Below are 26,285 nucleotides of genomic sequence, written 5' to 3'. Positions count from 1 at the left end.
ATTATTCTTTTTTCTCTTCCGGGACAGCTTTTTTAGCATCCTTCGTCAGATCGCCCAGGTCGATGTTTTGTAGTCCTGCGCCGATGGCGAGGATGGACAGTTTCGACACTTTGGTGATGATTTTCAGTTTTGTTACGCCGCCGACTTCGTCTTTTTCCAATGCAGTATTCAATACCTGCAGGGGTTCTTCCAGGTCTTTCCCTATTTGGTCGAGTTCTTCCTTGCTCAGTTTCTCGCCCTTCTTATTTGCTTTTTCCAGCTTTTCAATGGCGGTGTCGATTTTCTTCAAGGACTTGTCAACGGGTGATCCACCTCCGCAAGCCGTCATTATCACGAGGCTTACGATGCACATAAGTGCTACGATTGTCTTTTTCATGATGCGTTTGTTTTTTAGGGTTTAAAAGCCTTCTATTTCTACTATTTCCTGTACGGACATCAGCTTGCCTGCCAGCGAAGTCGGGTCGAACGTCACGACACCGTCTTTGATGTAGATCTTCATGTCCATCTCTTCGTTCAGCAACGGTTTTTTCTTGTTGTCCATCACCATCATTTTGTAGACGACGGTGCAGTTGGAGGGTTCGCCTTCCACGCTAACGACGGTGCTTTGCGTGTAACCGTTGATCTTTCCTTTGCCGTCTTTTTCGGCCAAGGTGATCTTCAGCCCGTTTTTGGTGAAGAAGAAGGGTTCCTGGGCGTTCAGCCCCACAGTTGCCATCAGGGAGATGGCGATTAGCAGTAATGTTTTCAGATGTGTTTTCATACGCTTGATATGTTAGTGATTAATAATATGTTATTTAGTAATTATGTTTCATTATCGTCTCCGTAAAGTCTAGATACGCCCAGTTCAGATAATACTCGTTCATGAAATTATATTCACTGGGAGTGTAGAGCTTAGGGGTGGGTATGTCCAGTTTCATCCCCAGGCTGTCGGCTCGACGGGCTTCGGGCAGCAGGGCGTGGTAGTATTGTTGCATTTCTGTGACATAGCTTCGCCATGCCTCGCAACGTTTCTCGCCGGCGGGTAAGGAGCTGACCTTTTCTTCCACTTCGTATTTACGGCTTGCGACCAGTTCGTCCACCTTTTTCCGACGTGCTTTGTAACGGTCTATTCCTTCGATCAGTTCTTTGTTGTCTTTGAAGAACTTTTCTTCTGCTTCTTTAGCCAGTATTTTATTGCTCTCCTTCATTTCGCCTAACATAAGAGCCATCCCCATCAATCCGCCTTCCTGTGCTTTCGCTATTTTTTTGTTTATTTCATTTAATTGCGCTTGTTGTTGGGCATCTTTTTGCTTTTGTTTTGTATAAGCTTGCATTATTATCTTGTTTTTCTGGTCTTCATTCATCTTGTCTACTTCCGCTTGTGTATGTCCGAATACATCCATCAATTCGCGGTCGCGTCCCACGGCTCTTGACTTCTTATAATAATTACTTCTGTTCTGATTGCGGAGTTCGGTCAGGCGGGCGGCAAACGCAGTCGTGTTGCCGGTAATCAGGTCGGCGGCAGGGGGTAGGTCGGGGCAGTCTGCCATGATGCTGCCAGGAGTAGCGGGTACAGGCTTCGGCAGGGAGCCGGCAGGTGCTTCGATACCTACTGTGGTTTCCTCGGATTGCATTATGCTGTCGGCTGTGGCTTTCGCTTGTCTTTTTTCGTCTACTATCTTTGCCAGGCGCACGATCTTAGCCTTTACCTTTTGCTGCATTTTTTGTTTCATATCGGAGCAGGAAGGCAGGGCGAAGAGGAACGCCGTGCAAATCAGTAGTATCCAATTATTTTGTTTCATCGTTCTTGCTCTTTATTAGATTGATATTTGATATCTGTACCGTTTATTACACCGGTCGGCCTATGCCTGTCGAAAGCGATTTTCCCGTTTACGATCACCCGTTCTATTCCGGCGGGAGTATGTCGTTTTCATGTCGTTATTCCAATTTTGTTATTTTTTCTTGAGCATCTCCTGGGCTTTTTTCATGGCATCCATCATGTCGTTCATTTCTTGATTGGACGACTTCTTGCCCTCTTTTAAGTCCTGGAGATCTTTTGTTCCTTGCTGCGCTTTATCTATTTTTCCTTTCATCATGTTATGCATATCATCCATCATGGCATCCATTGATACGCCACGTTTGTAGCCTTTGGGAATTACAAACAGATGCGCCGGTTGTAGCCCTACGACAATGTTTCTCAATATTCGCATGGTAATATCTGCGCCATAGTGCTGTATATAGTGTCTGAAGCCTTGTGCTTCCCAAGTCTTATCGAACTGGGAACCCTCGTGCATCGTTCCGGCATTCACATCGCGCGACAGGTCTTCTTGAGTGATCTCGTAATGTTTGCACAAGATGCCGGAAATTGTTTCCTGCTTGATGAATTTCTTCTTGATTGAACGTGAAATCTCTTCACTTTCAATTCCGAGTATCTTTCTTGTTTTTCCTCTCATCCCTTCTCAGGTAAATATCGCGTAGGTTTTATTTTCGGGCATAAGGATGCAAAGCGAATCATTGCCGAAAATCAGATTTACAAATATTTCCCCTTTGGGGTTGGGTACTTCTAATCGCATCACTTTGCCGTTGTCCCAGATTTTGTATTCCAACTTGTCGCTGGATTTGATGCGCCATTCTCCGTAAAAGGGCTTTTGCCCCCATGCCGCCACCCCGTTGAGGGCTACGAATACGATCAATAAAATTAACTTCTTCATATGCTTGTCAATTATCAGTTCATAAATTCTACATATATATATCGTATTGACAGGCCGGAATGATTTAAAGGGGAGGGAAGAAAGGGAAACAAAAATCCCGACATTCCCTAAAAATCATTCCAACATATCAAAGAGCGATTTGCCAGTGATTGAATAAACTCAGAGTGTTACTGAGTTTATTCAATCTCCGGACGATCATCGCCGCCGCCGCCACCTGCTGCACCGCTTTTCGCCAGACGGTAATCCGTCAGGGAAGCGTAGCTGATGTCGTTTTCCAGCACGCCGCCATCCTCGAAGGTGAGGCCGCTGAGTACGCGTTCGCGCAGTTCTTTTGCAGGGGTAAATACGATGCGGGCATTCTTAATCATGCTGTTTGCCCGGAAATCGTTGATATCTTCCACACCGTCGCTCTTGAAGGTGAGGCGTAAGCTTCCCAAACCGGGAATTTTCACAGTATGCCCCTGCCGGAGTTGCTGGGGGGCAAACTGAGCGAAGAGTTCGAGTGAGGCTTCCATCTCGATGGGAGCCGTGGTCGTGTTGGCGGTGGCAGCACGTGTCATCGCCTTGCCCGACAGCGGGGATTCGCTTTTAGGGGTTGCATACCATTTGGGAGGGGCATCCTTTTTCAGCGGATTCGTTCTTTTAATTAATTTGTACTTTGCCATTGTTTTTTATTTTTAAATTATTAATAATAAGCTATTTATATTCTCTTATGCATCTGTTTCCGGTCTTGCCTGCGTGAGGCTGTTTGTTTCACCCGTGTGAGGCTCTCGATGTCACCCGTGTGAGTCTGTTGATGTCACCCGTGTGAGGTTGACGATGTCACGCGGGTGAGACTTTTTACCTTTCGGGGGATCGGTTTCCCCGGAAACCAGGGAAATTACTTTCCGAGGCTTCCGAAGTCACCGACGGGTCTACCAGATTCTATCCCCGTGTGTACTTTTATAATAGCTGACTGCGATGTCCGAATACGAATAATAAACGGTTCCGGCGGTCGGCATGAAATCGGTATGGAAGAAGCGGCGGTCGCTCATGGCGCGAATCGTTTCGTAGCTGTCGCGGAACGAGGCGTTATAGGCGGTGGCGCAGAAGCGGACTTGCTCGATTGTCTCTTTGTCGGCGAGTTCCGGGAAACGGTGGTAGAGCAGTTTCAGGAACAGGGCGAGGTAGATGCGCTGCCACTCCGGGGCGTCGAGGCGGCGGATACGGGTACGGCGGGCGTAGACGTTGTCGGCCAGGTCGAAATAGAGTTCGTACTCGTGGCGTAAGGCGGTCTGCATCCAGTCGCGTTCCAACGCTTCGGCAAAGGAGGGTTTCATCTGGAAACGTCCGATGGAGAAATCGGCCCCGCGGGTTCCGCCTTGCAGGTAGAGGACCTTGACGGCCGTTGTCTCTATAAAGTCCTGCAAGGCGGAGTAGCGGATTAGTTCGGGAAAAACGACTGCTTCCGCCAGCTCGGCGCGGAGGCCGAATTCAGAAAAGATAACCATCCAGATCTCCTTTTGCCCGGTTATGTACTTCTCAGCTTCTTTCCATTCTTTTTCAAAGATCGTTTGATAATCCTGTGCGGCGGCCGCCATGCTAAAGGCGAAGGCGATGGCCGGTGCGAGGAGTATCCTTATAATTTGTAGATACATTTCTCTACGTTTTCACCTGACACCTCTACCCATATCAGTCGGTTGCCTTCTTTTTTGAGGGCCGAGGGGTAGAAGGTGGAGCCGTCGTGCAGGGTTAGGGCACCGTCGCGCGAGTAGGTGGCAGTCCATTTGCCGCTCTGCGAAGTCCAGGTGCCATAAGGCGGCTCGTAGTCTTCGCGTTTTTGCTGCTGTTGTTTGATGGCCTGCCGACCTTTGGCGTCCATTTCGCGTTTCTTGCCGTTCTCGTAGATGTACTCGGTGCCGTTCTCTTCGTCGATTGTCCAGATGACACAGCCGCTCAAGAAGCCGTCGACGGAGGTGGCATAACCGCTCTCGGCACGCATCATCCGTTCGTTTTTCGGGAATTTCATGATGTTCTCCTTGCAGACGGGAGTGAATTCCGGTTCGGGAAATTCGCTGTAGGCCTGGTCGAGGAAATTGGCGCAGATGGTCACGATGTTGAGACTGGCGCGTTTTTCGGCACAGGCGGGGATCATTCCGGCTTTCACCAAGTCGGCCTGCAGGGACATGCTCTGCGGGTAGAGTCCCCTGTTCAGTTCGATCTGCTCTGCCAGGTATTTGCGCCAGGTGACGGCGGCTTCGCGGCGGGCGCGTTTGGCCAGCTCGTCGGCTTCGGTGTAGATCTGCTCGATCTCTGCCGGGTCGTCGGTGTTGCAGAGCCGGGCGTAGAGGTTCTTGAGGACGGCGGCATTTTTTCCGAGTATTTTATTGTAGTTAATGAGCGGGTTAGGAGGGCCCTCCATCTGTTTTTGCATCAGTTCGGCGAGGCGTTGGTCCAGTTCGGCATCGCCGCTACCGGATTGTATGCTTGAAAGGGAGGAGGATTTTTCCATCAGTGCGCCCAGGTCTTCCATGGCGTTGCCGTGTTCGGCAAGGATGGCCAGCCGGTCCTGGTCGCTCAGCTCGCCACCTGCGGCTGCTTCGCGTTTTTCAATGTCGACGGCCATGGCTTCGAGGCTGCTCATGTCGCCGATGGTGTTGCTAACGATCTTTTGGGTGATGCGTTCTTTTTCGGCTTCGGAGGTCATGTCGTTTTCGAGGGCCCGCAGTTCGGCTTCGGTGATGCCGAGTTTTTTGGCAGTCGAGGCGTACATATTTTCGCGGAAGGCAATCATTTCTTCGTCCGAGCAGGTGTATTGCTTGTCGAGTTCCCTGACGCGCGTCGTAACGGCTACTATCTTCCGGTAGTAGGTTTCGCGGGCGGCGGCATTGGGGTTCGCCATCTCATCGACTGATGGGAGCGGGGGAAGTTCCTTCAGCAGGGCTTCGATGGAGGAGGCTTTGCTGGGGGTGACTGCTTCGTCCCATGTGGCGGTGGCGGTGCGGAGTTTCTGCAGTTTGTCGGACGGGGTGGGGCGTTGGATCGGTTTGTTGCCATTGCTGTTCCCGTCGTGATTGTCGTCGGCTTGCGCCTGATCTTCCGCAATGTCGGTGCTTTCGCTGATACCGACAGCGTTTTCCACTTTCTGCTTCAGCTTTTTCATAAAGCCCTGGCTGTGTCCCGCGGTGGGGAGGCTGCAGGCTAATGCTAGTAGGAATAAGGTCTTTTTCATGTCGTTCCGTTTTTATGGTGTTACATTATTTTCATATATGCACACAAAAAAAGCGTGTAAACTTTGAGATTGGTTTACACGCTTTTGGTTACGGAAGTGTTTTTATATTCAACTGGTTACAATTTGTAACCAGTTTGGGTTATATCTCTTTTATCAGACGGGCAATTTCTTTTTCGGTTATCGTATCTTGCTCTGCTTTGTCATAAATAGCAAGAAGAGTGATAATTCCTTCTTCCATGCTTATAACAGCTGTATAGGTTATAACCCGGGCACCATGACTTTTTCCCTTACCCTTGTCACTGATTGCCATGCGAACTTTATGGACACCATTACCAAGATCTACTCCTTTAGAAGGATTTTGCATTAACTCATTAACGAGTTCTTGTAAATCGTTTTTCAGCGATTTATACTTTTTTGCCAGTTTCTTTAGTTTCTTATCAAAACTAGGCAAAGTCTCAATACTATAATTCATTGAGCAGTTCTTCTATAGGACGACTTTTCAGTTTACCTTCTCGCACGAGCTTGAGTTCTCTCAACCCATCCCGGATATCATTCAATATCTCTTCTTTTTCTGCGGCAGACATTTCTTCTTTGGCTGCTTTTTCTTTTTTGAGACGTTGAAGGACTTTTTGAAGTTTCTTCATTGCCTCGTTGTCGTCAAGCAGGTAAGCTACGTCTTGCAGAACTGATTGTTGCAATTGTATTGCTTTGTTCATAAGTTTCTCCTTTCTTTTATCAAGGTTTTTATGATGCGAAGATAATGAATTAGTAAACAATCGACAACAGATTGCTTTGTTTTATTCAGCTGAAGTATATAAATCAATAGCCTGTTTTACACTTCAATCTGTGGATCATCTTTATCCTGTCCTAATTGTAGAAAGTCCTTTGCATTGATGGGGGTTACGACCGGACGGCCGGTTTCTTCTTCCAGTTTCATGCGGGCTTCTCCGATATATCCTTGGTGGAGAGTTCGGAAAGCATTTTCAGTTGACTACAATTTGTAGTCAACTCATTTCCTTCCTTTTTTAATCGTTTTTTTAATACACTCCAGTATTTTCTGGGGTTAGGACTGTCCGTCAATACAGCCACCACATCAACAATAGAAAAGTACCATTCTTCGGTTTCACTATCCCATAATGTGCGGACTTTCTTCTCTTCAAAAACTTTGATAGCATTTTGCTGTGTCATAATTTATGGTTTATTGGTTCTTTGCAAAGATATGCAAATACTTCTCAAAACCTTTTGTTTCCGAAGAAATTATTTTAAGCGTGTAAACCAATACGTCAAAGAGCGCTTTTTAGTATGTTGTTATGGCAGAGTCCAAACAAGTTTGGCTCTGCGTTTACTTACTGCTTCACAAATTGGCTCCGCCCATTTGTCGGCGCTGCTCGGCATAGCTCAAACAAGTTTGGCTCTGCTCTCACAGCTTGACAAATTCAACCCGTCGGTTTTTGGCACGGCCTTCGTCGGTTCCGTTATCGGCGATGGGAGAGGATTGTCCTTTGCCGGAAGCGGTGAGGCGGTCGGTGGCGATGCCCAGTTCGATCAGTTTGTCGACGATGGCTTTCGAGCGGGCTTCACTCAGTGTCTGGTTGGAAGCCTCGTTGCCGGTGCTGTCGGTATGGCCTTCGACGGAGAATTTGAGATCGGGGTTTTCTTTCATCAAGGTGACGATACGGTTGATTTCACCCATACTCTCCGGTTTGATGGTCGATTTGCCGACATCGAAGGTGATACCGTAGGTGATGAATTTACCGTCAGACATCATGCGGTCGTACAATGGGACGGCGCCTTTGGCGATACGGATGTTGCGGATGGAAGTGTTATTCGTAAAATATCCACCACCTCTATAAAAACATATATCAAAATGTCCGGGTGCTACCGTATTCGGAATATTGGCATAGCGGATGCCATTTATGTAAACTTTCATTGCCCGTTGATTGAAGGACAGTGAGAAATGGTTCCATGAGTTCGGGATAGTCCGGAAAGATTTATCGCTTCCGTTACGACTATCCTCGCCGGAGGAAGGAGTAAACGTCCAAGATAGTGCTGTCCGATGCTCTGAGGCACTATTATTATACCAGTCGTCAAGAGTAATATGTTGAACACGACTGCTCGATCCGGGTTTGTAAAAACGTACGATATAGCAATTTTGCGGCTCACCATCTCCCTTTTTATAAGGCCCTACCCAAAAGTCAAATTCTAGCGTGAACTTTTCCGGCAGATAATTTTTCATATCATCGAATAGCGGCGCAATGATCGGATCGTCCTGACTTACGCAAAGTATCACTTTATCGCCGTTGATTTGAGCGATCTCAACAGTACCTTTTAATAAATCCCACTGGCTGGGAAATTCTCCTATCTGTTCACGGGTCACGTCATCGTCGAAGATAATCTCATCACCTGGTACGAAGTCACTCTTGGCATACGTCATTTCGAGCGATTGTTGAGGCTGTTGCGATTGTTGCGACTCCTGGGGCATATTTCCATCATTGCCTATGACTTCTACATCCCCTTGCGAATTCGTATTCGCTTTCTTTTCTCCTTTATCATCATTCCCTTTCCCCGTCACCGCATCTTCGGCGCTATCGAAAGTTTTGTCCACTGCTTTGTCTATTTTCTTTTCGACATTACGTTCTGTTGCCCGCTTGGCACTTTCACCTGCTTTTTTAAGGAGCTTCTTTCCCCATTGGGCTTGTACGTCCGTTGTCCCGATCAGGAACAACAAGGCGGATAGAATTAATACTAGCTTTTTCATTTTTCTTTGATTTATAAATTATAGTTTGATGTTATTTATTTGCCGCTGCCAGGCTTGTGAGAAGGTTTCTCGTACAAATTCATGTACTTCTTCGGGCTCATTCTTTCATATTCGTTGAACCGAGAGAAGAAAACGGAACGGGAATGAAATCCGCATTGTGTCCCTACCTCTTCGATCATCGCTTTACTGTTTGTTACAGCCATTTCTCTGAGTATGGCTTTGGCTTCTTCTATCCGCATCCGGTTAATCAAGTCGTAAAAGTTCCGCTTCATATATTTATTGATAGATTTGGATATCATTTTGACAGGAATACCAGTCTCGCGCGATAAATCCCATAACGAGTAGTTCGGATTGAGATATCGTTTTTCTTCTTCCAGGTGGCTGACCACCCGTCGGCAATATTCAGCCATCTGATCGGACGGCAGTTGGAGCCGGAGGTTCTCACCGGAAGGATGATTTTCTTTCTGACTGTCTTTGGTTACCATAACATTGCGATTTGATGGTGCGATAAACTTTGCTTGCTGCAAATGGACGATAAAATCCCCGGGTAACCTAGAAATAAACGTTCGGATAAATCCGAATTCCTTGCATTCAGACTAGTTTCTGACTAAAAGAATGCATTCAGGACGAATAAATGATGCCGGGAATGGATAGAGAGTTTCTGTTTTTTTCATGTGCATTGACAGGTTCTTGCCGTTTAGTCCCGGAGTACGGCTATTTATATTATAAGGAAAGCGTGGGACTCTTGACTTATTTTAAGAGATAGGCTCTGGTAAACCCGTGCAGTAAAATAAGCAACAGCCCACGCCCTTTGACATATACTCGTATGTATATAACAATGACGTGAAGAGTACAGCTTATCATTCTCCTGCGAAAAATTTACCAGATTTTATCTCTGAGAACAAAGCTAAACACTTTCCATGTGTCTAAAATGTCTGTTACCTGACGGCAACGTCACAAATATAACAAGAATTTCGGACTTTGGAAGTATTCGCGTACTCTTTTTCGGACTGTTGCTCTTTTTTGTTTATTAACAGTACTTTGCTCAGAATTTGTATGCTGCTCCGAGCGTGAACACCGGACGGTCGTAGTCGCTGACTAATTGGTATTTAATTTCGAAAGCCAGGGCGAAATTATCTGTCAGCCAATATTGCGCACCGGCTCCCAGGTTGGCTCCGAATTTGGTTTCGGAAGCACTGGCTTTCACGCCGTATTCTTTCAGACTGTCACCCAGATCTGCTTTGGCTCCGAGCAGTGAAACGCCTGCCAGGGGATAGAATGCGAACTTGTCGGCTACATGGAATAAATAATGCAGGTTTACATTGATATCCCACATGCTTACATAATCTTTTTTGAAGAAATAGGTAGCTGACGGCTCGATACGGAGAGCATCGGTAAAACTGTACTGAAACTTGGCTCCGACCCCAAAATTGCTGTAACCGCTTTTTGTGCCGTAAGACAGGTTAAGACCTGCTGCCATATCTCCTTTTTCCTGTGCCTGAATGGCAAATGCTGTAAAAAGAGTTAGCATCAAAAACAAAACTTTTCTTGAAATAGTCCTTTTCATAATGGAAGAAATTAGAAGTTTATCCTACTCGTAAGCTTTTCGGTTCCGCTGTTTTTAACTCGATAATTATGAGCACAAAGAGAACATAAAAGAACGAGAGCTCCTAATAATCGGAGCCCGGGTTAATTTGAATGCACTGCATTCGGACTAAAAAGTTTCGTTTTTCTGCGATTTGAGCCATTGGGCGGGAGATTTCCCTTCCGCTTTCTTAAAGGCAAGAAAGAATGTCGAACGGGAACGGAAGCCGCATTCTTCGTAAATGCTGTCTATCGTATAACCGGAAGTTTCGGGTGAAAGTAATAGCTGCCTGGCTTTTTCCACGCGCATCGCGTTTATAAGCTCAAAGAAGTTGCATTTCATATAGCTGTTGACGGCACGTGAAAGCATCTTTTGCGGGATACCGGTTTCTTTGGAAAGCATTGCCAGTGAGAGGTCGTTCCGGAGAAATGCTTGAGAGGTTTCCAGGTACTCGGTTACCCGTTTGCAGATTTCCTGCATTTGTATTTCATCCAATATGGGAGAGGGGGTATTCTCACTGTTGTTTTCTGTGGCCGACACTTCTTCGGTTGTGGAAAGTACGGCCGGATGTGCTATAGAGTTGTATGTCAAATAGCTCATAGCTATAACATTCAGTATTTGTATCAGCCAGGCGTCCGTCCGGGGCCATATCACGTAGCAGGTCATGACGATAACAAACAGGGCGGCAAACAGGTACATCAGTTTCGGTATCCACTCTTTTTGCAGGTATTCCGCATCAGACCAGTTTTCTTTGATATAGTGTCTCTTTTTATGAAGATAACGGAAAATGGCTGCAAAATAAAGGAACATCTGGAATAATATGATAAGCGTATTGAGATCGCCGACCCACATATCGTCGCCGCTCATTTCATATATAATATTATCCATCCGTTCTTGTGTAGACAGCGAAAGTACGATGATAACGGAAACGGCTGCAGGAATGAAGTGTAGCAGTTGTATCGGTCTGAAGCGAAAGTCCGTATCGAAATTTCTGAGAGTGAAAAGCCACAGTAGAGGCATCAACATTGTATTGACAGAGTAACTGATGGGAAACATGAACAGGGTGATCTCGTGCCAACCCAGCATACGGCTCATATTATAAATGTAGACCGGAACGTTTGGAAGTACGATAATGGCTGCCGCGTATCCGTTCTCTCCCCGGAAGCGGGTGGCAACCAACAAAATTATTGCCAATATGATCAGTATGGTAATGCAAGAGGAATTTATTGTCAATATGAATTCTGTGTATCCCATTATCTATTCTGTTTTTTGGGTTGATTTAAGCCATTGTTTGCTCTGTAATCATATTAGTCTTTACGTACAAAAATAATTATTTTTTTATGTAAAAGATATATTAAGCTTGATTTACAATAGATAAAAAATGAGGATACACCTGTGAAGGCATATCCTCATTCATATATTTTATTGTTTATGTTGCTTAATAAGCCCGTGCAAACAATACGCGTTGTGCGGAAGGTTTGCCGGTAACCATACACTTACCCGGTGTTTTATCGCCTTCCAATGGGATACAACGGATAGTTGCTTTGGTTTCGTTCTTGATCAGTTCTTCTGTTTCGGGAGTACCGTCCCAGTGAGCCATGATGAACAGGCCTTCTTCGATCTTTTCTTTGAACTCTTCGTAAGTATCGACAGTTACCGTGCAAGCTGTACGATGATCAAGAGCTTTCTGGAAAATGTTCTGCTGGATTTCTTCCAACAGATTCTGTACGTATTCTTCGATACCGTCGCAAGTGATGGTTTCTTTTTCCAGCGTATCGCGGCGCATTACCTCGATCGTGTTGTTTTCCAAGTCGCGTCCGCCCATAGCCAGACGTACGGGAACACCTTTCAGTTCGTATTCTGCGAACTTCCATCCCGGTTTTTTGTTGTCTGCATCGTCAAACTTAACGGAGATACCCATCTTCTTCAGTTTGGCAACGATACCGTTTACCTTTTCGCTGATCTGAGCTAACTGTTCATCGTTGCGGTAGATCGGAATAATCACAACCTGGATAGGAGCGAGGTGCGGAGGCAATACCAGACCATTATCATCCGAGTGAGACATGATCAGGGCACCGATCAGACGGGTTGAAACTCCCCATGAAGTAGCCCAGGCATAATCACTCTTGCCTTCTTTGTCGATGAAAGTAACATCGAAAGCCTTACCGAAGTTCTGTCCCAGGAAGTGGGAAGTACCTGCCTGCAAAGCCTTTCCGTCCTGCATCATCGCTTCAATAGTGTAGGTATCCAAAGCGCCTGCGAAACGTTCGCTGGCAGATTTTACACCTTTGATAACCGGCATTGCCATATAGTTTTCAGCAAAGTTTGCATATACTTCCTGCATCTTCTTTGCTTCGATTTCTGCTTCTTCACGGGTAGCGTGAGCCGTGTGACCTTCCTGCCACAGGAATTCTGCGGTACGGAGGAACAGGCGTGTACGCATTTCCCAGCGCATCACGTTTGCCCATTGGTTACATAGGATAGGCAGGTCGCGGTATGACTGAATCCAGTTACGGTATGTGTTCCAGATGATTGTTTCAGAAGTCGGACGAATGATCAGTTCTTCTTCCAGTTTAGCTGCCGGGTCGACAACTACACCTGTACCGTCATGGTTTGTTTTCAGACGATAATGTGTAACAACAGCGCATTCTTTGGCGAAACCTTCCACGTGTTCGGCTTCTTTGCTTAAGAATGATTTCGGGATCAACAGAGGGAAGTAAGCGTTTACGTGTCCTGTTTCCTTGAACATATCGTCGAGGATACGTTGCATCTTCTCCCAAATAGCGTATCCGTAAGGCTTGATAACCATACAGCCACGTACAGCAGAATTCTCTGCCAGATCCGCTTTAATAACCAAATCCTGGTACCACTGAGAGTAGTTTACACTTCTCTTAGTCAGTTCTTTCAGCTCTTTTGCCATTTTCTTTAATTCTATGTTGTTTTCAATGATTTTCGAATAATGTCGGGCAAAGGTACAAAATATTTAGATTGAGTTCCAATATGCAAGACTGATATTAGAATATATTCTGATACGGGTATAAATTTCCATAGAAGAATGACACTTTCCGAATGATTCTTCCTTCTATGGTAAAAAGTGTTTCTACCTATAGAAACAACAGTTTCTTCATAATGAAACAACTGTTTCTATAGGATGAAACAAACAAAGGCTGTCACCTTTTCAGGGACAGCCTTGGCGCTTATTTAGATAAGAGTATTTTCTTATTCTTATTTATACGGTTCGCCCTTTACAGCAGCGATACCCGGAAGAACTTTACCTTCGATAGCTTCCAGCAAAGCACCACCACCTGTAGATACATAAGAAACCTGATCTGCGATACCGAACTTGTTAACGCAGGCAACAGAGTCGCCACCACCAACAAGAGAGAATGCACCGTTCTTTGTAGCTTCAACGATAGCGTTACCTACTGCACGTGAACCGTCAGTGAAGTTATCGAATTCGAATACGCCTGTAGGACCGTTCCAAAGGATAGTCTTTGAGTTTTTGATAACGTCAGCGTAGATTTCGATAGTCTTAGGACCGATGTCAAGACCTTCCCATCCGTCAGGAATTTCGTTTACGTCAGCATATTTAGTGTTTGCGTCGTTACTGAAAGCGTCAGCAATCTTAGCGTCTACAGCCAATACCAGGTTTACACCTTTTTCTTTTGCTTTCTTCATCAGGTCAAGAGCCAGATCCAACTTATCGTCTTCAACGATAGAGTTACCGATCTTACCACCCATAGCCTTTGTGAAAGTATAAGTCATACCACCTGTTACGATCAGGTTATCTACCTTACCCAGCAGGTTTTCGATGATTTCGATTTTAGAAGAAACTTTAGAACCACCCATGATAGCAGTGAACGGACGAGTGATGTCGCTCATTACTTTATCGACAGCTTTTACTTCTTTTTCCATCAGGTAACCGAACATCTTATGGTCAGTATCGAAGTAGTCAGCGATCAGCGCTGTAGAAGCGTGAGCACGGTGAGCTGTACCGAATGCATCGTTTACATAGCAGTCTGCATAAGAAGCCAGTCTCTTTGTGAATTCTTTCTGGCTTTCTTTAACGGCTTTCTTGGCAGCTTTCTTTTCATCGTCTGTTGCGTCTTCAGCCAAACCTCTTGGTTTGCCTTCTTCTTCAGCATAGAAACGAAGGTTTTCCAGCAACAATGCTTCGCCCGGTTGCAATGCAGCAGCCTTAGCGCCGGCTTCTTCGCCGATACAGTCGTTAGCAAACTGAACTTCTACGCCCAGCAGTTCAGAAACGTGTTTCAGGATATGTTTCAAAGAATATTTATCTGTAACGCCTTTCGGACGGCCCAGGTGTGAACCGATAATTACACTGCCACCGTCTGCCAGGATCTTCTTAAGAGTAGGAAGAGCGGCACGGATACGAGTGTCGTCTGTGATGTTGAAGTTTTCGTCCAATGGAACGTTGAAGTCAACTCTTACAAATGCCTTTTTGCCGGCAAAATTGAAATTGTCAATTGATTGCATAACTCTTGTATTTAAATTTCTGTATAAAATGTCTTTCTTAGCGCTCGCAAACTTACATAAAAATATTTTATTTCAGTGTTACATTTACATAATAATTCGGTCTATTTAGCATCCGAATGACATCTTTTGGTTTTGTCTATATATAATGTATAGATGCTGAATAATCTGTTGTCGTAAACAGGAGAGGGCCTTAGGGTAAAAAGATGGGAGATCTTGTGTAATAGATTTTTTTTAACACTTTTAATAATTGCTAATAATCACAGTTTATATATTTGTCACCAGCTAATTAAGTAATCATTTTTGTATACTCTATAAAAATCATTATGAAAATGCAAATTAACTGTTTAAACCTACTATTGGTACTGTTATTGGGTGTTATCCCTTGTAAGATCCACGCTACGGACACAAAAGAGAGCGTGATGTTGTACACTCCCTACACAAAGATTTCTGTTCCACCGGGAGAGTCGATTGATTACAGTGTTGACGTCATCAACAAAAGTGACGAAGTGAAGAATGCGACGATTTCCGTGGAAGGAATGCCCCGGGGATGGAGTTATGAGGTGAAGTCTGGAGGTTTTACAATCAGTCAGTTGTCAGTTCTGCCGGATGAAAAGAAAAATTTCTCTTTAAAGGTCGAAGTGCCGGTGAAGGTGAATAAAGGTACTTATAATTTTACGGTCTCTGCCGACGGAATGGCGAAACTCCCGCTTACGATTACTGTCTCCAAGCAGGGAACTTACCAGACTGATTTCACGACTACACAGCCGAACATGGAGGGAAATTCCAAATCGACATTTACATTCAACGCAACGATCAAGAACCGTACAGCGGAGCAGCAACTCTATGCTTTGACAGCCGATGTACAGCGGGGATGGAATGTGGTATTCAAGCCGAATTATAAGCAGGCAACATCTGCACAGGTAGAACCTAATGCAACCCAGAATATAACTATCGACGTCAACCCGCCGGCTAATGTTGCAGCAGGAAGTTATAAAATTCCTGTTCATGCCTCTACGGGTTCCACTTCTGCCGATCTGGACCTGGAAGTGGTAGTTACCGGTTCTTATGAAATGGAATTGACTACTCCGAGAGGTTTGCTCAGTTCTGATATTACAGCCGGTGAGACGAAACGGATCGATTTGGTTGTGAAAAATACCGGTTCTGCCGAACTAAAAGATATAGAGCTTTCTGCCAGCAAACCGGTAGACTGGGAGGTTACTTTCGAACCGGCAAAACTGATGAAGCTGGGAGCCGGACAGACTACAAACGTTGTTGCTACGGTAAAGGCTTCTAAAAAAGCACTTCCCGGAGATTATGTAACAAAGATGACAGTCAAGACTCCGGAGGTAAATGCTACAACCGATTTTCGTATTTCCGTAAAAACTCCGATGATATGGGGCTGGGTTGGTGTTCTGATCATTGTTTTGGTATTGGGAGGCGTCTATTATCTGTTCCGCAAATATGGAAGGAGGTAAGCCATGGGTCAACCAGTTATTGAACTTACCGGACTGACAAAAAAGTATGGTGGTTTTACTGCGGTAAATGATTTGAACCTGACCATTAATAAAAAGGACATATTCGGATTACTGGGACCTAACGGAGCCGGAAAGTCTACAACGATCCTGATGATGCTGGGACTGACTGAGCCGACTTCGGGTTCTGTGAAAGTATGTGGCGTAGATTCTACTACGCACCCGATAGAAGTAAAACGGATAGTTGGCTATCTGCCGGAAGATGTCGGGTTTTATGACGACATGACCGGGATAGAAAATCTGGTATATACAGCTCAGCTGAACGGTATTCCGAAGAAGGATGCAAAGGAAAAAGCTGTTCAATTGCTTGAAAGAGTCGGTCTGATGAATGAAGGGAATAAGAAAGCCGGTAAATATTCGCGGGGTATGCGTCAGCGTTTAGGCTTGGCAGATGTCCTGATTAAAGATCCGGAAGTAATTATTTTGGACGAACCGACATCAGGAATAGACCCTGCCGGTGTCCGTGAGTTTATGGACCTGATTCATCAGCTGAGTCATGAAGAAGGGCTGACGGTGCTGTTCTCTTCCCATCATCTGGACCAGGTTCAGCAGGTCTGTAACCGTGTCGGTCTGTTCAGCAGTGGTAAACTGTTGGCCGACATTGAACTGACGGAGCAACAGAAGAAAGAGCACGGACTCGATGATATTTATAATCATTATTTCGAAGGAGGTAAAGGTCATGAATAGAATATATCATCCCTTTTGGGTAATTGTGAATAAAGAAGTCTCCGATCATGTGAGAAGCTGGCGTTTTATTATCATGATCGTCCTTATTGCATTGACTTGTATGGGGTCGTTATATACTGCTCTGACTAATATCGGAGACTCTATCAAGCCTAATGACCCAGACAATGCGTTCCTTTTCCTGAAACTGTTTACCGTTTCGGATGGAACTTTGCCTTCTTTTGTTGTCTTTATCAGTTTCCTGGGGCCTTTGCTGGGGATTGCGTTAGGATTCGATGCGATCAATTCTGAACAAAACAGAGGTACATTGAGTCGTATCCTGTCTCAACCTATCCATCGTGATTACCTGATTAATGCCAAATTCGTCGGGGCATTGATTGTTATTGGCATTATGTTGTTCTCCCTGGGATTTCTGGTGATGGGATTCGGATTGATAGCGATCGGTATTCCTCCGACGGCGGAAGAGTTTTTGCGGATGGTGTTTTTTATCATTGTCAGCATCTTCTATGTTGCTTTTTGGCTGAATCTGTCGATATTCTTTTCCATACAGTTCCGTCAGGCTGCGACATCCGCACTGGCTTGTGTGGCCATCTGGTTATTTTTCAGTGTGTTCTATAATATGATTATCAATCTGATAGGGAAAGCACTCAGTCCTTCCGGATTTGCCAGCGATTACCAGATAATCAGCTACCAGCGCTTTATGCTTAATCTGTTGCGCTTCGCGCCGAGCCAGTTGTTCAGTGATGCAACGACAACCTTGCTGATGCCTTCTGTCAGAAGTCTGGGACCGTTGACGATGGAACAGGTGCATGGGGCTATCCCCAGTCCGTTGCCTCTGGGCCAGAGCCTGATCGTTGTCTGGCCGCAGCTGACAGGGTTGATTGCAGCGACAGTTGTTTGTTTTGCCTTGTCTTACGTTTCTTTTATGAGAAGGGAAGTTCGTTCCCGTTAATCCGATTAATATCAGAAAAGGCTCTTACCTGTGTTGGGGATAAGAGCCTTTCTTTAATAATTATATCTTTGTTTATGCAGTTTCCAGTTTGAACCGCAGGCGTAACCGTCCGTCAGTATAATCGTAATTCAAGAGTTTAAACCGCCCTATTTCAGAAGTGTTGCTGACATGTGCACCAATACATGCACAGGCATCATAATCTCCGACACGAACAATACGTAATGTCTCACTCGCATCTTCCGGTAATTTACTGAGATCGACAATGGCTCCGGCTTCCGCTTTCGGAATAAATTCGATCGTTACAGGCAGATGCTGTTCTATTACTTCATTTATCCGGCGTTCTACTTCTGCCATCATTTCAGCGATAGGCGCTTCCGATAATTCATAATCGCACTTGCTCTTTTTCCTTTCTATATGGGCATTCTTCGAACGCGGACAACCAAACATGCGAACCATCGTCTGATTTAAAATATGTTCGGCTGTATGCATCGGTGGATATTCAGCCTTATTATGTTCGTTTAATTGAATTTCTTGTTCCATCTTAATTATTTTGATTGATGAGGTTTACTGCAACTTGTTTGAACTTGTGTGATTTTTACACAGGTTGATTTATTATTATTTCAACTCCAACTCCTTCCTCAGTAAACTATATACATTTATATCCGTGTATTCACCGGAAGAAAGTAATTCTCCGTCACGTTCCGTTCCTTCCAGTGTGAAGCCTAAACGTAGAGGAATGGCGTTGCTGGGTTGATTGCCCACGGCACATCGTATCTGGATGCGGTTGAAATCTTTTTCAAAGAACGCCCATTGGCAGAGATAATGGACGGCCCGTGTAATAACACCTTTTCCCCGAAACTCAGGAAGCAGCCAGTATCCTATTTCCGTACGATGGTTTGTTCGGTCTGAGAAATGAAAACCGATCAGACCACAGATCGCAAAGCCTTTTTCAATGATATATACGACATCCCGTTCTTTATAAGGCACTTTTAATGTAGATTCCAGGAATGACTGTTCATCCGCAACACTGTTTAAACCATCGACAAACGGTAACCAGATCCGTAAATCCTCACGATGTTTATCTATCGCTTCGTATATGATTTCTGCATCTTCATAAATAGCTTCCCGGATCGTATAACCCGGAATCCCGAAAGAAGAGGAGTGGGGGCGGATGCTTTTTTCAAACGCTTTGCGTTTATCTCCCCTGTAAGAAACTTCTCCAGAGTAACTGAATCCCAAAGAATCTATTAAGCGGAGCATATACTGATTGTCGAAATTGGTGTCGATGCGAAATGCATAGATGCCCTTGTTACGGCTTACTTCTTCCGCCTGCAACATAAAACGTTTCGCCAATCCTTGATGTTTCATCTCATCGGCTACGGCCAGTCGGTGAACCACCATGTAAGGAAGATCGTTTGTCCATTTACCGTCGATTTCTTTGTAGGCTGGCTCTCCGTCGAAAGAAATAACGCCATAAGTGACAGTTATATTTTCTTTATTGCAAAAGACATATCCGTTTCCCGATTGAATATCTTTGGCAATGTTTTCAAGTGCCGGATAATTCTCATCCCATTGATGGCTGTTCAACCGTCGCATTTGCGCTTTGGCTTGTCCGATGATTTCCCAGATACGTGCTATATCTGCTTCTTCTGCTTTCCGGAATAGTAAATCTGAATTGTCCATATTATATCATTATATTTCAGTGGATGCAAATATAATGATATATTTCGGGCAACAGGATATTTTTTGAAGAAGTGGCGCTCAGAAAGAAAAAGAGCCTGTCTATCCGGAGTAGGATAAAGACAGGCTCTTCCTGTTTGATTGATAATTAGAATTCGTAGTGGAAACCGAAAGTCAGGTCTTCAGAACTCAGGCTGATACCGGATGTACTGTTGGCATATTTATAATCATCGCGATAACCGGCGAATCCGTATTTAGCGACAAATGTCAGGTTCTTGCATATTTCAAGTGCAATACCCGGCTTGATACCGATTTCGAAACCGTTGACGCTATCGTAGCTTTCTCTTTTATAGGTAGAGATACCAACACCACCGTCCAGGAATAAACGGACAATACCTTTTTCGAAGAATGAAAAGCGGGCATAAGGAGCAAAATTAAACGCATTAGCTTTGTTCTCGTCCGATTTGAAATGTGTATAACCGATCTCTGCTGCAATAGCCCAGTTTTCGTTCAGGTTATAACCGACTTCTGGTGCAATAGAAAAATTGGTAACATCGGCATTCTTGTCGTGAGTAAGATTAAATGAACCACCTACATAAACCTGTGCATCAGCACTGATGATTGCCATAAATGCAACCACCAAAGTAAAAACTAACTTTTTCATCTTTGCTTGTATATTAAACGTTATATGTAAACGGGCGCAAAGATATACAAAAATAAACATATGTTGTACGGCATAAATATTTTATTGTTTGTCTTGCTAATTACAGAATATCCTTAACTTTGCCGCCGTAACAATTAACAAAAAGCATTATGTCAGTTGCAAAGAGGGATTTAGATGATACAAGAAAGGTGACGACACATCGCCTGATGGAAATGAAACAACGTGGAGAAAAAATTTCTATGTTGACGGCTTACGATTATTCTATGGCTAAACTGATCGATCAGGCTGGTATGGATGTTATTCTTGTCGGCGATTCAGCATCGAATGTAATGGCCGGTAATGTAACAACGCTTCCTATCACATTGGATCAGATGATTTACCATGGTAAATCGGTTATGAAAGCAGTACAGCGTTCGTTGGTTGTAGTCGACCTGCCTTTCGGTACATACCAGGGGAACTCCAAAGAGGCTTTGGCTTCCGCTATCCGTGTTATGAAAGAGACGCATGCCGACTGTATTAAACTGGAGGGAGGTAGTGAAATAAAAGAATCTATCGAACGTATCCTTTGTGCAGGTATTCCTGTGATGGGACACTTAGGTTTGACTCCGCAGTCTATTAATAAGTTTGGTACTTATACCGTCCGTGCCCGTGAAGAAGCAGAAGCACAGAAGTTGATTGACGACGCTCATTTGTTGGAAGAGATCGGATGTTTCGCCATCGTGCTGGAAAAGATTCCGGCAGAACTGGCTGCACGTGTTGCTTCCGAACTGAGCATACCTATTATCGGTATCGGTGCCGGTGGAGGTGTAGACGGTCAGGTTTTGGTTATGCACGATATGTTGGGAATCAATATGGGATTCTCTCCGCGTTTCCTTCGCAGATATGCCAATATCGGAGAAGAAATCACTCGTGCTGTCCAGGCATACATCGAAGATGTGAAGACACAGGACTTCCCGAATGAGAAGGAACAATATTAGAAATAATTGAATTATCAATTTATAGTGACGGGAGTAACTATTTCCCTTCTTGAGAGGGGAACCAGTTACAACCAGTTGCTATAAATATCTGATTAATTTATGAAATCTCATCTACTGATCGGAGCCGCATCGTCAGGAAGCGGTAAGACAACATTTACACTCGGTTTGCTTCGGGCGTTGAAGAATCGGTATGGAAAAGTCCAGCCGTTCAAATGTGGTCCGGACTATATCGACACGCGCCATCATAAAATGGCCGCCGGTTGTCCTTCCGTCAATTTGGATAGTTTCATGATGTCCGAACAACATATATGTGATTTGTATCGACGCTATACTTCGGTAGCCGATTATGCGGTAACCGAAGGCGTGATGGGCCTTTTTGACGGATACGATGCTATGCAGGGAAGTAGTGCTGAAATCGCGCGTACATTAAATATACCTGTCGTCCTGATCGTAAACGCAAAAAGTACAGCCTATTCCGTTGCCCCTTTGCTGTACGGTTTCAAAAACTTCTATAAAGAGATAAACATTGTCGGAGCCGTTTTCAATTTTGTAGCTTCCGAAACTCATTATTCCTTTTTGAAACAAGCCTGTGAAGATGCCGGTGTCGAAGCATTAGGATACCTTCCCAAACAGGCCGACGTAGAGATACCGAGCCGCCATTTGGGCTTAACCCTGGATGAGACATTTTGTTTTGATACATTTGCCGACCGTGTAGCCGCCCTGGTAGAGAAACATGTCGATATCGACAGGCTATTGGCATTGACCGCCTGCCAACCTGTTTCTAACTCTCATATGGTTCAGTTTGAACAAACGCTGCCTTCTCCTTTGAAAATCTCGATCGCTCGTGATACCGCCTTTAATTTTGCGTATGAGGAGAACATTCAATTGCTGCACAGGCTGGGAGAAGTTACCTTTTTCAGTCCGCTTCACGATTCCGTATTACCGGAATCCGATTTTGTATACTTGCCCGGAGGCTATCCCGAATTATACCTTCCCGGTTTATCATCAAACCGTTCCATGCTTCAATCTGTCCGCGATTATGCAGAAGCAGGAGGGAAGCTACTTGCCGAATGCGGAGGAATGATGTATTTATGCAATAAAATAAAATCGTCGGATGGGAGTAGTTTTCCGATGGTCGGTTTACTGAACCAGTCGGCTACTATGGAGCAAATGAAACTTCGTCTGGGATACCGTACATTATATTATAATGATTATGTAATGACCGGACACGAGTTCCATTATTCCCGTATTGAGCCTCAGAAAGAGGAACTGCCTTCCATCGCTACCGCCTGCACAGCCAAAGGAAGCCCTGTCGCTACCCCTTTATACAGATATAAGAACGTCTTAGCCGGATACACCCACCTTTATTGGGGCGATCCGTCAAGAAACCAATGGTTTATCGACTATCTGAACGGACTTATCTAGCCATTGCCAACACTTTCATCTCTTTCGGCATCTTTTCGATCGCATATCTTAACGAAGTACGCGGCATATCCGCTTTCTTAGCCATCACATAGTCGAATACATCTTTCTGATATGCTTCACTGGCAGCCTTCAACATCCATCCGTAGCCTTTTTGTACCAAATCATCCGTATCATAGAAAAGAGTATCGGCAATTTCAAATATATCTTTCAGGAAAAGGCCCTTTCTGGCAGGGATAATCAGTGTGACGGCAGCTGCCCGTTTCATCCACCGGTTCTCAGAATGCGCCCACTCTTTCAAACGGGAAATATAGTCCGGATACATCTCAACAAAAGTACCGACCGTATGATTACATAATGTATCGCAGGAAGCCCAATTGGATACATACTTGTCCACCCACTTTTCGAAAACGTCAAAATCCTCCGGTTCATACTGCGCATGAAGATAATAAGACCAATTACATGCAATATAAGATTCTTCCGAATATCCTGATTCCCACAAAGTTTCACAAAGAGTAAATATCTCTTTCTTAGGAAGTTCTTTGATTAATGCATAAAACTCCTTACTGATCTTATTAACCGTGGGGATTCTCACACCGTGGTACAAAATTTTTTCCTTAAAGAAACCCTGGGCATTCTGCCGGGTCTTTTCGTCGATATTGTCAACCAGTGCCTGGCGTACTTGTTCAATGACTGTTTTCATAAGAGGATATGATATATTTACTACAAACATACATATTTTTCTTATATATGCTCGTTTTAATAAAATAATCCTTATTTTCGTGTAAACTAATAATTCAATGCCATGGTCAATACTATTTTTCTTGGAATCGCAGTTGTTGCTTCCGCCATATTTCTGATACAGTTCATCATGTCTATCTTCTTTGGAGACCTGGATACGGACACGGATATTGATGTCGATCTCAGTAGCGCAGTATCTTTTAAAGGATTAACCCACTTCTGCATCGGTTTCGGATGGTATATGTATATTGCCAAAAGTACGGCCATCTCTACTTTCCTGATCGGCATCCTGATCGGGTTGCTCTTCGTTTTTATCCTATGGTTTCTCTATAAGAAAGCCTATCAGCTTCAAAAAGAAAACAAACCGGAAAAGACAGAAGCCCTGGTGGGCCGGGAATGTACGATCTATGCACACGACGGAGTTCGCTATATCGTTCAGGTCGCCCAGAACGGAGCCTTGCGTGAGGTGGAAGTCCGTTCTCTGGAAGGAAAAAAGTACCAGACCGGCGACCGTACGTTGATCTGCAAGGTTGAATCAGGAACAATTTATATACAATAAATAATAAACTCAACTATTAAATTATGACACAGGAAATGTTAATCATGGTAGCCATCCTGGTAGGGGTTATCATTCTTTCTTTTATCGGGATATTGTCCCGTTACCGTAAGTGTAAGAGCGACGAGGTGTTGGTAGTGTACGGTAAGACATCCGGAGAGAAATCAGCTAAACTCTATCACGGTGGAGCCGCTTTCGTATGGCCTATTATTCAGGGATACGAGTTCCTTTCCATGAAACCTCTTCAGATTGATTGTAAACTGACCGGTGCCTTGTCCGCGCAGAATATCCGTGTAGATGTTCCGACCACCATTACGGTAGCGATCAGTACCGACCCTGAAGTGATGCAGAATGCAGCCGAACGTCTGTTAGGTTTGCAGCCGGAAGACAAGCAGAACCTGATTACCGATGTTGTGTATGGCCAGATGCGTCTGGTTATTGCCGATATGACGATCGAAGAGTTGAACTCCGACCGTGATAAATTCCTTTCCAAGGTACGCGACAATATCGATACGGAACTACGTAAGTTCGGTCTTTACCTGATGAACATCAATATCAGCGATATCCGTGATGCCGCCAATTATATCGTCAACCTCGGTAAAGAAGCTGAAAGCAAAGCCCTGAACGAAGCACAGGCCAATATCGAAGAACAGGAAAAACTCGGTGCCATCAAGATTGCCAATCAGATTCGCGAACGTGAAACGACTGTTGCCGAAACACGCAAAGATCAGGATATCGCTATTGCAGAGACAAAGAAACAACAGGAAATATCAGTTGCCAATGCCGATAAAGAACGTATTGCCCAGGTTGCCGTTGCCAATGCCTCGAAAGAGTCGCAGGTAGCCAAAGCCGAAGCAGATAAGAATATCAATATAGAAAAAGCAAATACTGAAAAAGAAAGCCGTATCGCAGAACTAAATTCCGATATGGAAATCAAGAAGGCCGATGCCGGAAAGAAAGCCGCTGTCGGACGAAACGAAGCGAATAAAGAAGTAGCCAAGTCTGATGCCGAACTGGCAGTAACCCAGGCCGAAGCAAGCAAACAAGCCGGTGAAGCAGCAGCCCGTTCGGAAGCCTCTGTGCAAGCTGCCCGCGAAATCGCCCAGCGCGAAGTGGAAGAAGCAAAAGCCAAAAAGGTTGAATCAGCCCTGAAAGCACAAAAGATCGTTCCGGCAGAAATCGCCCGTCAGGAAGCCATTCTGCAAGCTGAAGCAGTGGCCGAAAAGATGATCCGCGAAGCCGAAGCGAAAGCAAAGGCAACTTTGGCCCAGGCCGAAGCCGAAGCCCGTGCCATCCAGATGAAACTGGAAGCCGAGGCCGAAGGTAAAAAGAAATCATTGTTGGCTGAAGCCGATGGTTTCAAGGCAATGGTTGAGGCAGCCGAATCGAACCCGGCTATCGCTATCCAGTATAAGATGGTAGACCAGTGGAAAGAAATTGCCGGCGAACAGGTGAAGGCATTCGAACACATGCAGCTCGGTGATATCACCGTCTTTGACGGTGGCCAGGGCACAACCGGTAATTTTCTGAACCAATTGGTTAAAACCGTTGCCCCGAGTCTCGGCGTATTGGATAAATTGCCTATCGGCGAAACCGTAAAAGGAATCATTCGTCCGGAAGAAAAAGACGAAAAGAAAGATACAACGAAGAAGTAATATGAGAATTTACACCAGGGGAGGAGATAAAGGCCGTACCGGTATCCACGGCGGCGAACGGGTTGATAAAGACGATATCCGTATCGAAGCCAACGGTACGCTTGACGAAGTGAATGCACAAATCGGTATCGTGCGGGCTTTATTACCTCCCGAACATGAATGGCAGGATGTCTTAGGTAAAATACAACGGGAGTTGATGGTTGTCATGTCGCACGTGGCAACCCCTTCGGCTATCCGTGATAAGAACCCTAACAGTTTATCGGAGGACCTTGTGTCCTTCTGTGAGCAACAAATAGATCTACTTACCGGACAGATGCAGGATAATGGTTTCTTTATCCTGCCTGGCGGTACCCTGATCTCCGCCCATTTGCAGTTGGCACGTACCATTGCCCGTCGAGCCGAACGTCGTTTATGGACATTATACCGGAAAGATCCGCTTCCGGAAGAAATCATGCAGTTCGTGAATCGCCTCTCAGACCTACTTTTCACTATGGCTCGTTACGAAATGTTTCAACAGGACCATGCTGAAGAACGTTGGAACTCTTTCCTCTATAAAAGAAAAAAGAAAGAGTAATCCATATCCGGCAATAGTTAAATTAAACTCTAAAATCTTGCAAATTCACGATTGAAAAGTGAATTTGCAAGATTTTTTTATTTTTCAGAAGTATATAACCTCTCTTT

General features: G+C 44.8%; 28 protein-coding genes and 1 pseudogene. 8 read left to right on the top strand and 21 right to left on the bottom strand.

Going from position 1 to position 26,285, the window contains the following annotated elements:
• Position 1: 1 nt before the first annotated feature.
• The 17 genes and pseudogenes from K6V26_RS11685 to K6V26_RS11605 form a co-directional block, all read right to left on the bottom strand.
• Complete coding sequence (locus K6V26_RS11685; RefSeq protein ID WP_224265413.1) at positions 2 to 376, bottom strand: hypothetical protein; 375 nt, start codon at positions 374 to 376, stop codon at positions 2 to 4.
• Between the two features lie 21 nt (positions 377 to 397).
• Complete coding sequence (locus K6V26_RS11680) at positions 398 to 760, bottom strand: TapB family protein (protein WP_224265412.1); 363 nt, start codon at positions 758 to 760, stop codon at positions 398 to 400.
• A 34-nt stretch (positions 761 to 794) separates the two neighbouring features.
• A complete protein-coding gene (locus K6V26_RS11675; protein ID WP_224265411.1) occupies positions 795 to 1,781 on the bottom strand; it encodes a hypothetical protein in 987 nt (328 codons plus the stop codon).
• A gap of 150 nt (positions 1,782 to 1,931) precedes the next feature.
• Entirely contained in the window at positions 1,932 to 2,432 is a 501-nt protein-coding gene (locus tag K6V26_RS11670) for a hypothetical protein (protein ID WP_122329145.1), read from the bottom strand.
• Between the two features lie 6 nt (positions 2,433 to 2,438).
• Complete coding sequence (locus K6V26_RS11665; RefSeq protein ID WP_122329144.1) at positions 2,439 to 2,690, bottom strand: hypothetical protein; 252 nt, start codon at positions 2,688 to 2,690, stop codon at positions 2,439 to 2,441.
• A gap of 176 nt (positions 2,691 to 2,866) precedes the next feature.
• Positions 2,867 to 3,355, bottom strand: a complete 489-nt coding sequence (locus tag K6V26_RS11660) for an HU family DNA-binding protein (RefSeq protein WP_122329143.1) — start codon at positions 3,353 to 3,355, stop codon at positions 2,867 to 2,869.
• Between the two features lie 249 nt (positions 3,356 to 3,604).
• Complete coding sequence (locus K6V26_RS11655) at positions 3,605 to 4,327, bottom strand: hypothetical protein (protein WP_224265410.1); 723 nt, start codon at positions 4,325 to 4,327, stop codon at positions 3,605 to 3,607.
• Positions 4,309 to 5,901, bottom strand: coding sequence for a hypothetical protein (locus tag K6V26_RS11650; RefSeq protein ID WP_147426565.1), 1,593 nt, complete (start codon positions 5,899 to 5,901; stop codon positions 4,309 to 4,311). Before K6V26_RS11650 ends, K6V26_RS11655 begins: the two co-directional genes overlap by 19 nt.
• 139 nt (positions 5,902 to 6,040) lie before the next feature.
• Positions 6,041 to 6,373 carry a type II toxin-antitoxin system RelE/ParE family toxin gene (locus K6V26_RS11645; protein ID WP_122329141.1) on the bottom strand — a complete coding sequence of 111 codons (333 nt, stop codon included), beginning with the start codon at positions 6,371 to 6,373 and terminating at the stop codon, positions 6,041 to 6,043.
• Complete coding sequence (locus K6V26_RS11640) at positions 6,363 to 6,617, bottom strand: MscL family protein (protein WP_147426564.1); 255 nt, start codon at positions 6,615 to 6,617, stop codon at positions 6,363 to 6,365. The genes K6V26_RS11645 and K6V26_RS11640 overlap by 11 nt, the downstream gene beginning before the upstream one ends.
• Positions 6,618 to 6,873: 256 nt before the next feature.
• Positions 6,874 to 7,089 (bottom strand): annotated as a pseudogene (locus K6V26_RS11635) (hypothetical protein); the annotation flags it as partial.
• Between the two features lie 232 nt (positions 7,090 to 7,321).
• Entirely contained in the window at positions 7,322 to 8,659 is a 1,338-nt protein-coding gene (locus tag K6V26_RS11630) for an OmpA family protein (RefSeq protein ID WP_122329139.1), read from the bottom strand.
• A gap of 35 nt (positions 8,660 to 8,694) precedes the next feature.
• Positions 8,695 to 9,144: a helix-turn-helix domain-containing protein gene (locus K6V26_RS11625; protein WP_046147315.1), complete on the bottom strand. Its 450-nt coding sequence runs from the start codon at positions 9,142 to 9,144 to the stop codon at positions 8,695 to 8,697.
• Between the two features lie 560 nt (positions 9,145 to 9,704).
• On the bottom strand, positions 9,705 to 10,226 hold the full coding sequence (locus tag K6V26_RS11620) for a porin family protein (RefSeq protein WP_224265409.1): 522 nt from the start codon (positions 10,224 to 10,226) through the stop codon (positions 9,705 to 9,707).
• Positions 10,227 to 10,373: 147 nt separating this feature from the next.
• Positions 10,374 to 11,498 carry an AraC family transcriptional regulator gene (locus tag K6V26_RS11615; RefSeq protein ID WP_046147313.1) on the bottom strand — a complete coding sequence of 375 codons (1,125 nt, stop codon included), beginning with the start codon at positions 11,496 to 11,498 and terminating at the stop codon, positions 10,374 to 10,376.
• A 184-nt stretch (positions 11,499 to 11,682) separates the two neighbouring features.
• Entirely contained in the window at positions 11,683 to 13,164 is a 1,482-nt protein-coding gene (gene proS / locus K6V26_RS11610) for a proline--tRNA ligase (RefSeq protein ID WP_046147312.1), read from the bottom strand.
• Between the two features lie 305 nt (positions 13,165 to 13,469).
• Positions 13,470 to 14,741, bottom strand: a complete 1,272-nt coding sequence (locus tag K6V26_RS11605; protein WP_007656041.1) for a phosphoglycerate kinase — start codon at positions 14,739 to 14,741, stop codon at positions 13,470 to 13,472.
• 323 nt (positions 14,742 to 15,064) lie between these two features.
• On the opposite strand from K6V26_RS11605, the gene K6V26_RS11600 reads away from it, so the two are divergent.
• Genes K6V26_RS11600 through K6V26_RS11590 form a run of 3 tightly spaced genes read left to right on the top strand, consistent with a single transcriptional unit; the run spans position 15,065 to position 17,909 of the window.
• On the top strand, positions 15,065 to 16,216 hold the full coding sequence (locus K6V26_RS11600; RefSeq protein ID WP_044246210.1) for a COG1470 family protein: 1,152 nt from the start codon (positions 15,065 to 15,067) through the stop codon (positions 16,214 to 16,216).
• 3 nt (positions 16,217 to 16,219) lie between these two features.
• Positions 16,220 to 16,960: an ABC transporter ATP-binding protein gene (locus K6V26_RS11595; RefSeq protein ID WP_007656044.1), complete on the top strand. Its 741-nt coding sequence runs from the start codon at positions 16,220 to 16,222 to the stop codon at positions 16,958 to 16,960.
• Positions 16,953 to 17,909, top strand: a complete 957-nt coding sequence (locus K6V26_RS11590) for an ABC transporter permease (RefSeq protein ID WP_007656046.1) — start codon at positions 16,953 to 16,955, stop codon at positions 17,907 to 17,909. The genes K6V26_RS11595 and K6V26_RS11590 overlap by 8 nt, the downstream gene beginning before the upstream one ends.
• Positions 17,910 to 17,981: 72 nt before the next feature.
• Here the strand turns inward: K6V26_RS11590 and K6V26_RS11585 are convergent, their stop codons facing one another.
• The 3 genes from K6V26_RS11585 to K6V26_RS11575 form a co-directional block, all read right to left on the bottom strand.
• On the bottom strand, positions 17,982 to 18,449 hold the full coding sequence (locus K6V26_RS11585; protein ID WP_224265408.1) for an alanyl-tRNA editing protein: 468 nt from the start codon (positions 18,447 to 18,449) through the stop codon (positions 17,982 to 17,984).
• A 75-nt stretch (positions 18,450 to 18,524) separates the two neighbouring features.
• Positions 18,525 to 19,592, bottom strand: a complete 1,068-nt coding sequence (locus K6V26_RS11580) for a GNAT family N-acetyltransferase (RefSeq protein WP_224265407.1) — start codon at positions 19,590 to 19,592, stop codon at positions 18,525 to 18,527.
• A gap of 145 nt (positions 19,593 to 19,737) precedes the next feature.
• Entirely contained in the window at positions 19,738 to 20,253 is a 516-nt protein-coding gene (locus K6V26_RS11575; protein WP_129696749.1) for an outer membrane beta-barrel protein, read from the bottom strand.
• 149 nt (positions 20,254 to 20,402) lie between these two features.
• Here K6V26_RS11575 and panB point away from each other — a divergent pair, with 149 nt between their 5' ends.
• Together panB and K6V26_RS11565 are read left to right on the top strand one after the other, a co-directional pair.
• Positions 20,403 to 21,230, top strand: coding sequence for a 3-methyl-2-oxobutanoate hydroxymethyltransferase (panB, locus tag K6V26_RS11570; RefSeq protein WP_048316368.1), 828 nt, complete (start codon positions 20,403 to 20,405; stop codon positions 21,228 to 21,230).
• A gap of 99 nt (positions 21,231 to 21,329) precedes the next feature.
• The gene (locus K6V26_RS11565; RefSeq protein ID WP_195586318.1) at positions 21,330 to 22,655 is read left to right on the top strand and encodes a cobyrinate a,c-diamide synthase; all 1,326 of its coding nucleotides are present in this window, start codon (positions 21,330 to 21,332) and stop codon (positions 22,653 to 22,655) included.
• Here the strand turns inward: K6V26_RS11565 and K6V26_RS11560 are convergent.
• Positions 22,648 to 23,355 (bottom strand): DNA alkylation repair protein, encoded by a 708-nt coding sequence (locus K6V26_RS11560; RefSeq protein ID WP_173012319.1) that lies wholly within the window; start codon positions 23,353 to 23,355, stop codon positions 22,648 to 22,650. The two genes, K6V26_RS11565 and K6V26_RS11560, sit on opposite strands and share 8 nt — an antisense overlap.
• Before the next feature lie 102 nt (positions 23,356 to 23,457).
• On the opposite strand from K6V26_RS11560, the gene K6V26_RS11555 reads away from it, so the two are divergent.
• The 3 genes from K6V26_RS11555 to K6V26_RS11545 are packed head-to-tail and all read left to right on the top strand — an operon-like array spanning position 23,458 to position 26,178.
• Complete coding sequence (locus tag K6V26_RS11555; protein WP_007656066.1) at positions 23,458 to 23,952, top strand: hypothetical protein; 495 nt, start codon at positions 23,458 to 23,460, stop codon at positions 23,950 to 23,952.
• Positions 23,953 to 23,975: 23 nt separating this feature from the next.
• On the top strand, positions 23,976 to 25,604 hold the full coding sequence (locus K6V26_RS11550; protein WP_007656068.1) for a flotillin family protein: 1,629 nt from the start codon (positions 23,976 to 23,978) through the stop codon (positions 25,602 to 25,604).
• 1 nt (position 25,605) lies between these two features.
• Positions 25,606 to 26,178, top strand: a complete 573-nt coding sequence (locus K6V26_RS11545) for a cob(I)yrinic acid a,c-diamide adenosyltransferase (protein WP_007656071.1) — start codon at positions 25,606 to 25,608, stop codon at positions 26,176 to 26,178.
• The last annotated feature ends 107 nt before the right edge of the window (positions 26,179 to 26,285 follow it).

The sequence above is a fragment of the Parabacteroides goldsteinii genome (genome assembly GCF_020091425.1).
GTDB classification, from domain to species: domain Bacteria; phylum Bacteroidota; class Bacteroidia; order Bacteroidales; family Tannerellaceae; genus Parabacteroides; species Parabacteroides goldsteinii.
Note: the sequence above shows the minus strand (reverse complement) of the source record. Positions and strands in the feature narration are given on the sequence as shown.

Coding starts and splice junctions, on each gene's coding strand:
- K6V26_RS11685 (WP_224265413.1), bottom strand. CDS start 376: ATGAAAAAGACAATCGTAGCACTTATGTGCATCGTAAGCCTCGTGATA.
- K6V26_RS11680 (WP_224265412.1), bottom strand. CDS start 760: ATGAAAACACATCTGAAAACATTACTGCTAATCGCCATCTCCCTGATG.
- K6V26_RS11675 (WP_224265411.1), bottom strand. CDS start 1,781: ATGAAACAAAATAATTGGATACTACTGATTTGCACGGCGTTCCTCTTC.
- K6V26_RS11670 (WP_122329145.1), bottom strand. CDS start 2,432: ATGAGAGGAAAAACAAGAAAGATACTCGGAATTGAAAGTGAAGAGATT.
- K6V26_RS11665 (WP_122329144.1), bottom strand. CDS start 2,690: ATGAAGAAGTTAATTTTATTGATCGTATTCGTAGCCCTCAACGGGGTG.
- K6V26_RS11660 (WP_122329143.1), bottom strand. CDS start 3,355: ATGGCAAAGTACAAATTAATTAAAAGAACGAATCCGCTGAAAAAGGAT.
- K6V26_RS11655 (WP_224265410.1), bottom strand. CDS start 4,327: ATGTATCTACAAATTATAAGGATACTCCTCGCACCGGCCATCGCCTTC.
- K6V26_RS11650 (WP_147426565.1), bottom strand. CDS start 5,901: ATGAAAAAGACCTTATTCCTACTAGCATTAGCCTGCAGCCTCCCCACC.
- K6V26_RS11645 (WP_122329141.1), bottom strand. CDS start 6,373: ATGAATTATAGTATTGAGACTTTGCCTAGTTTTGATAAGAAACTAAAG.
- K6V26_RS11640 (WP_147426564.1), bottom strand. CDS start 6,617: ATGAACAAAGCAATACAATTGCAACAATCAGTTCTGCAAGACGTAGCT.
- K6V26_RS11630 (WP_122329139.1), bottom strand. CDS start 8,659: ATGAAAAAGCTAGTATTAATTCTATCCGCCTTGTTGTTCCTGATCGGG.
- K6V26_RS11625 (WP_046147315.1), bottom strand. CDS start 9,144: ATGGTAACCAAAGACAGTCAGAAAGAAAATCATCCTTCCGGTGAGAAC.
- K6V26_RS11620 (WP_224265409.1), bottom strand. CDS start 10,226: ATGAAAAGGACTATTTCAAGAAAAGTTTTGTTTTTGATGCTAACTCTT.
- K6V26_RS11615 (WP_046147313.1), bottom strand. CDS start 11,498: ATGGGATACACAGAATTCATATTGACAATAAATTCCTCTTGCATTACC.
- proS (WP_046147312.1), bottom strand. CDS start 13,164: ATGGCAAAAGAGCTGAAAGAACTGACTAAGAGAAGTGTAAACTACTCT.
- K6V26_RS11605 (WP_007656041.1), bottom strand. CDS start 14,741: ATGCAATCAATTGACAATTTCAATTTTGCCGGCAAAAAGGCATTTGTA.
- K6V26_RS11600 (WP_044246210.1), top strand. CDS start 15,065: ATGAAAATGCAAATTAACTGTTTAAACCTACTATTGGTACTGTTATTG.
- K6V26_RS11595 (WP_007656044.1), top strand. CDS start 16,220: ATGGGTCAACCAGTTATTGAACTTACCGGACTGACAAAAAAGTATGGT.
- K6V26_RS11590 (WP_007656046.1), top strand. CDS start 16,953: ATGAATAGAATATATCATCCCTTTTGGGTAATTGTGAATAAAGAAGTC.
- K6V26_RS11585 (WP_224265408.1), bottom strand. CDS start 18,449: ATGGAACAAGAAATTCAATTAAACGAACATAATAAGGCTGAATATCCA.
- K6V26_RS11580 (WP_224265407.1), bottom strand. CDS start 19,592: ATGGACAATTCAGATTTACTATTCCGGAAAGCAGAAGAAGCAGATATA.
- K6V26_RS11575 (WP_129696749.1), bottom strand. CDS start 20,253: ATGAAAAAGTTAGTTTTTACTTTGGTGGTTGCATTTATGGCAATCATC.
- panB (WP_048316368.1), top strand. CDS start 20,403: ATGTCAGTTGCAAAGAGGGATTTAGATGATACAAGAAAGGTGACGACA.
- K6V26_RS11565 (WP_195586318.1), top strand. CDS start 21,330: ATGAAATCTCATCTACTGATCGGAGCCGCATCGTCAGGAAGCGGTAAG.
- K6V26_RS11560 (WP_173012319.1), bottom strand. CDS start 23,355: ATGAAAACAGTCATTGAACAAGTACGCCAGGCACTGGTTGACAATATC.
- K6V26_RS11555 (WP_007656066.1), top strand. CDS start 23,458: ATGGTCAATACTATTTTTCTTGGAATCGCAGTTGTTGCTTCCGCCATA.
- K6V26_RS11550 (WP_007656068.1), top strand. CDS start 23,976: ATGACACAGGAAATGTTAATCATGGTAGCCATCCTGGTAGGGGTTATC.
- K6V26_RS11545 (WP_007656071.1), top strand. CDS start 25,606: ATGAGAATTTACACCAGGGGAGGAGATAAAGGCCGTACCGGTATCCAC.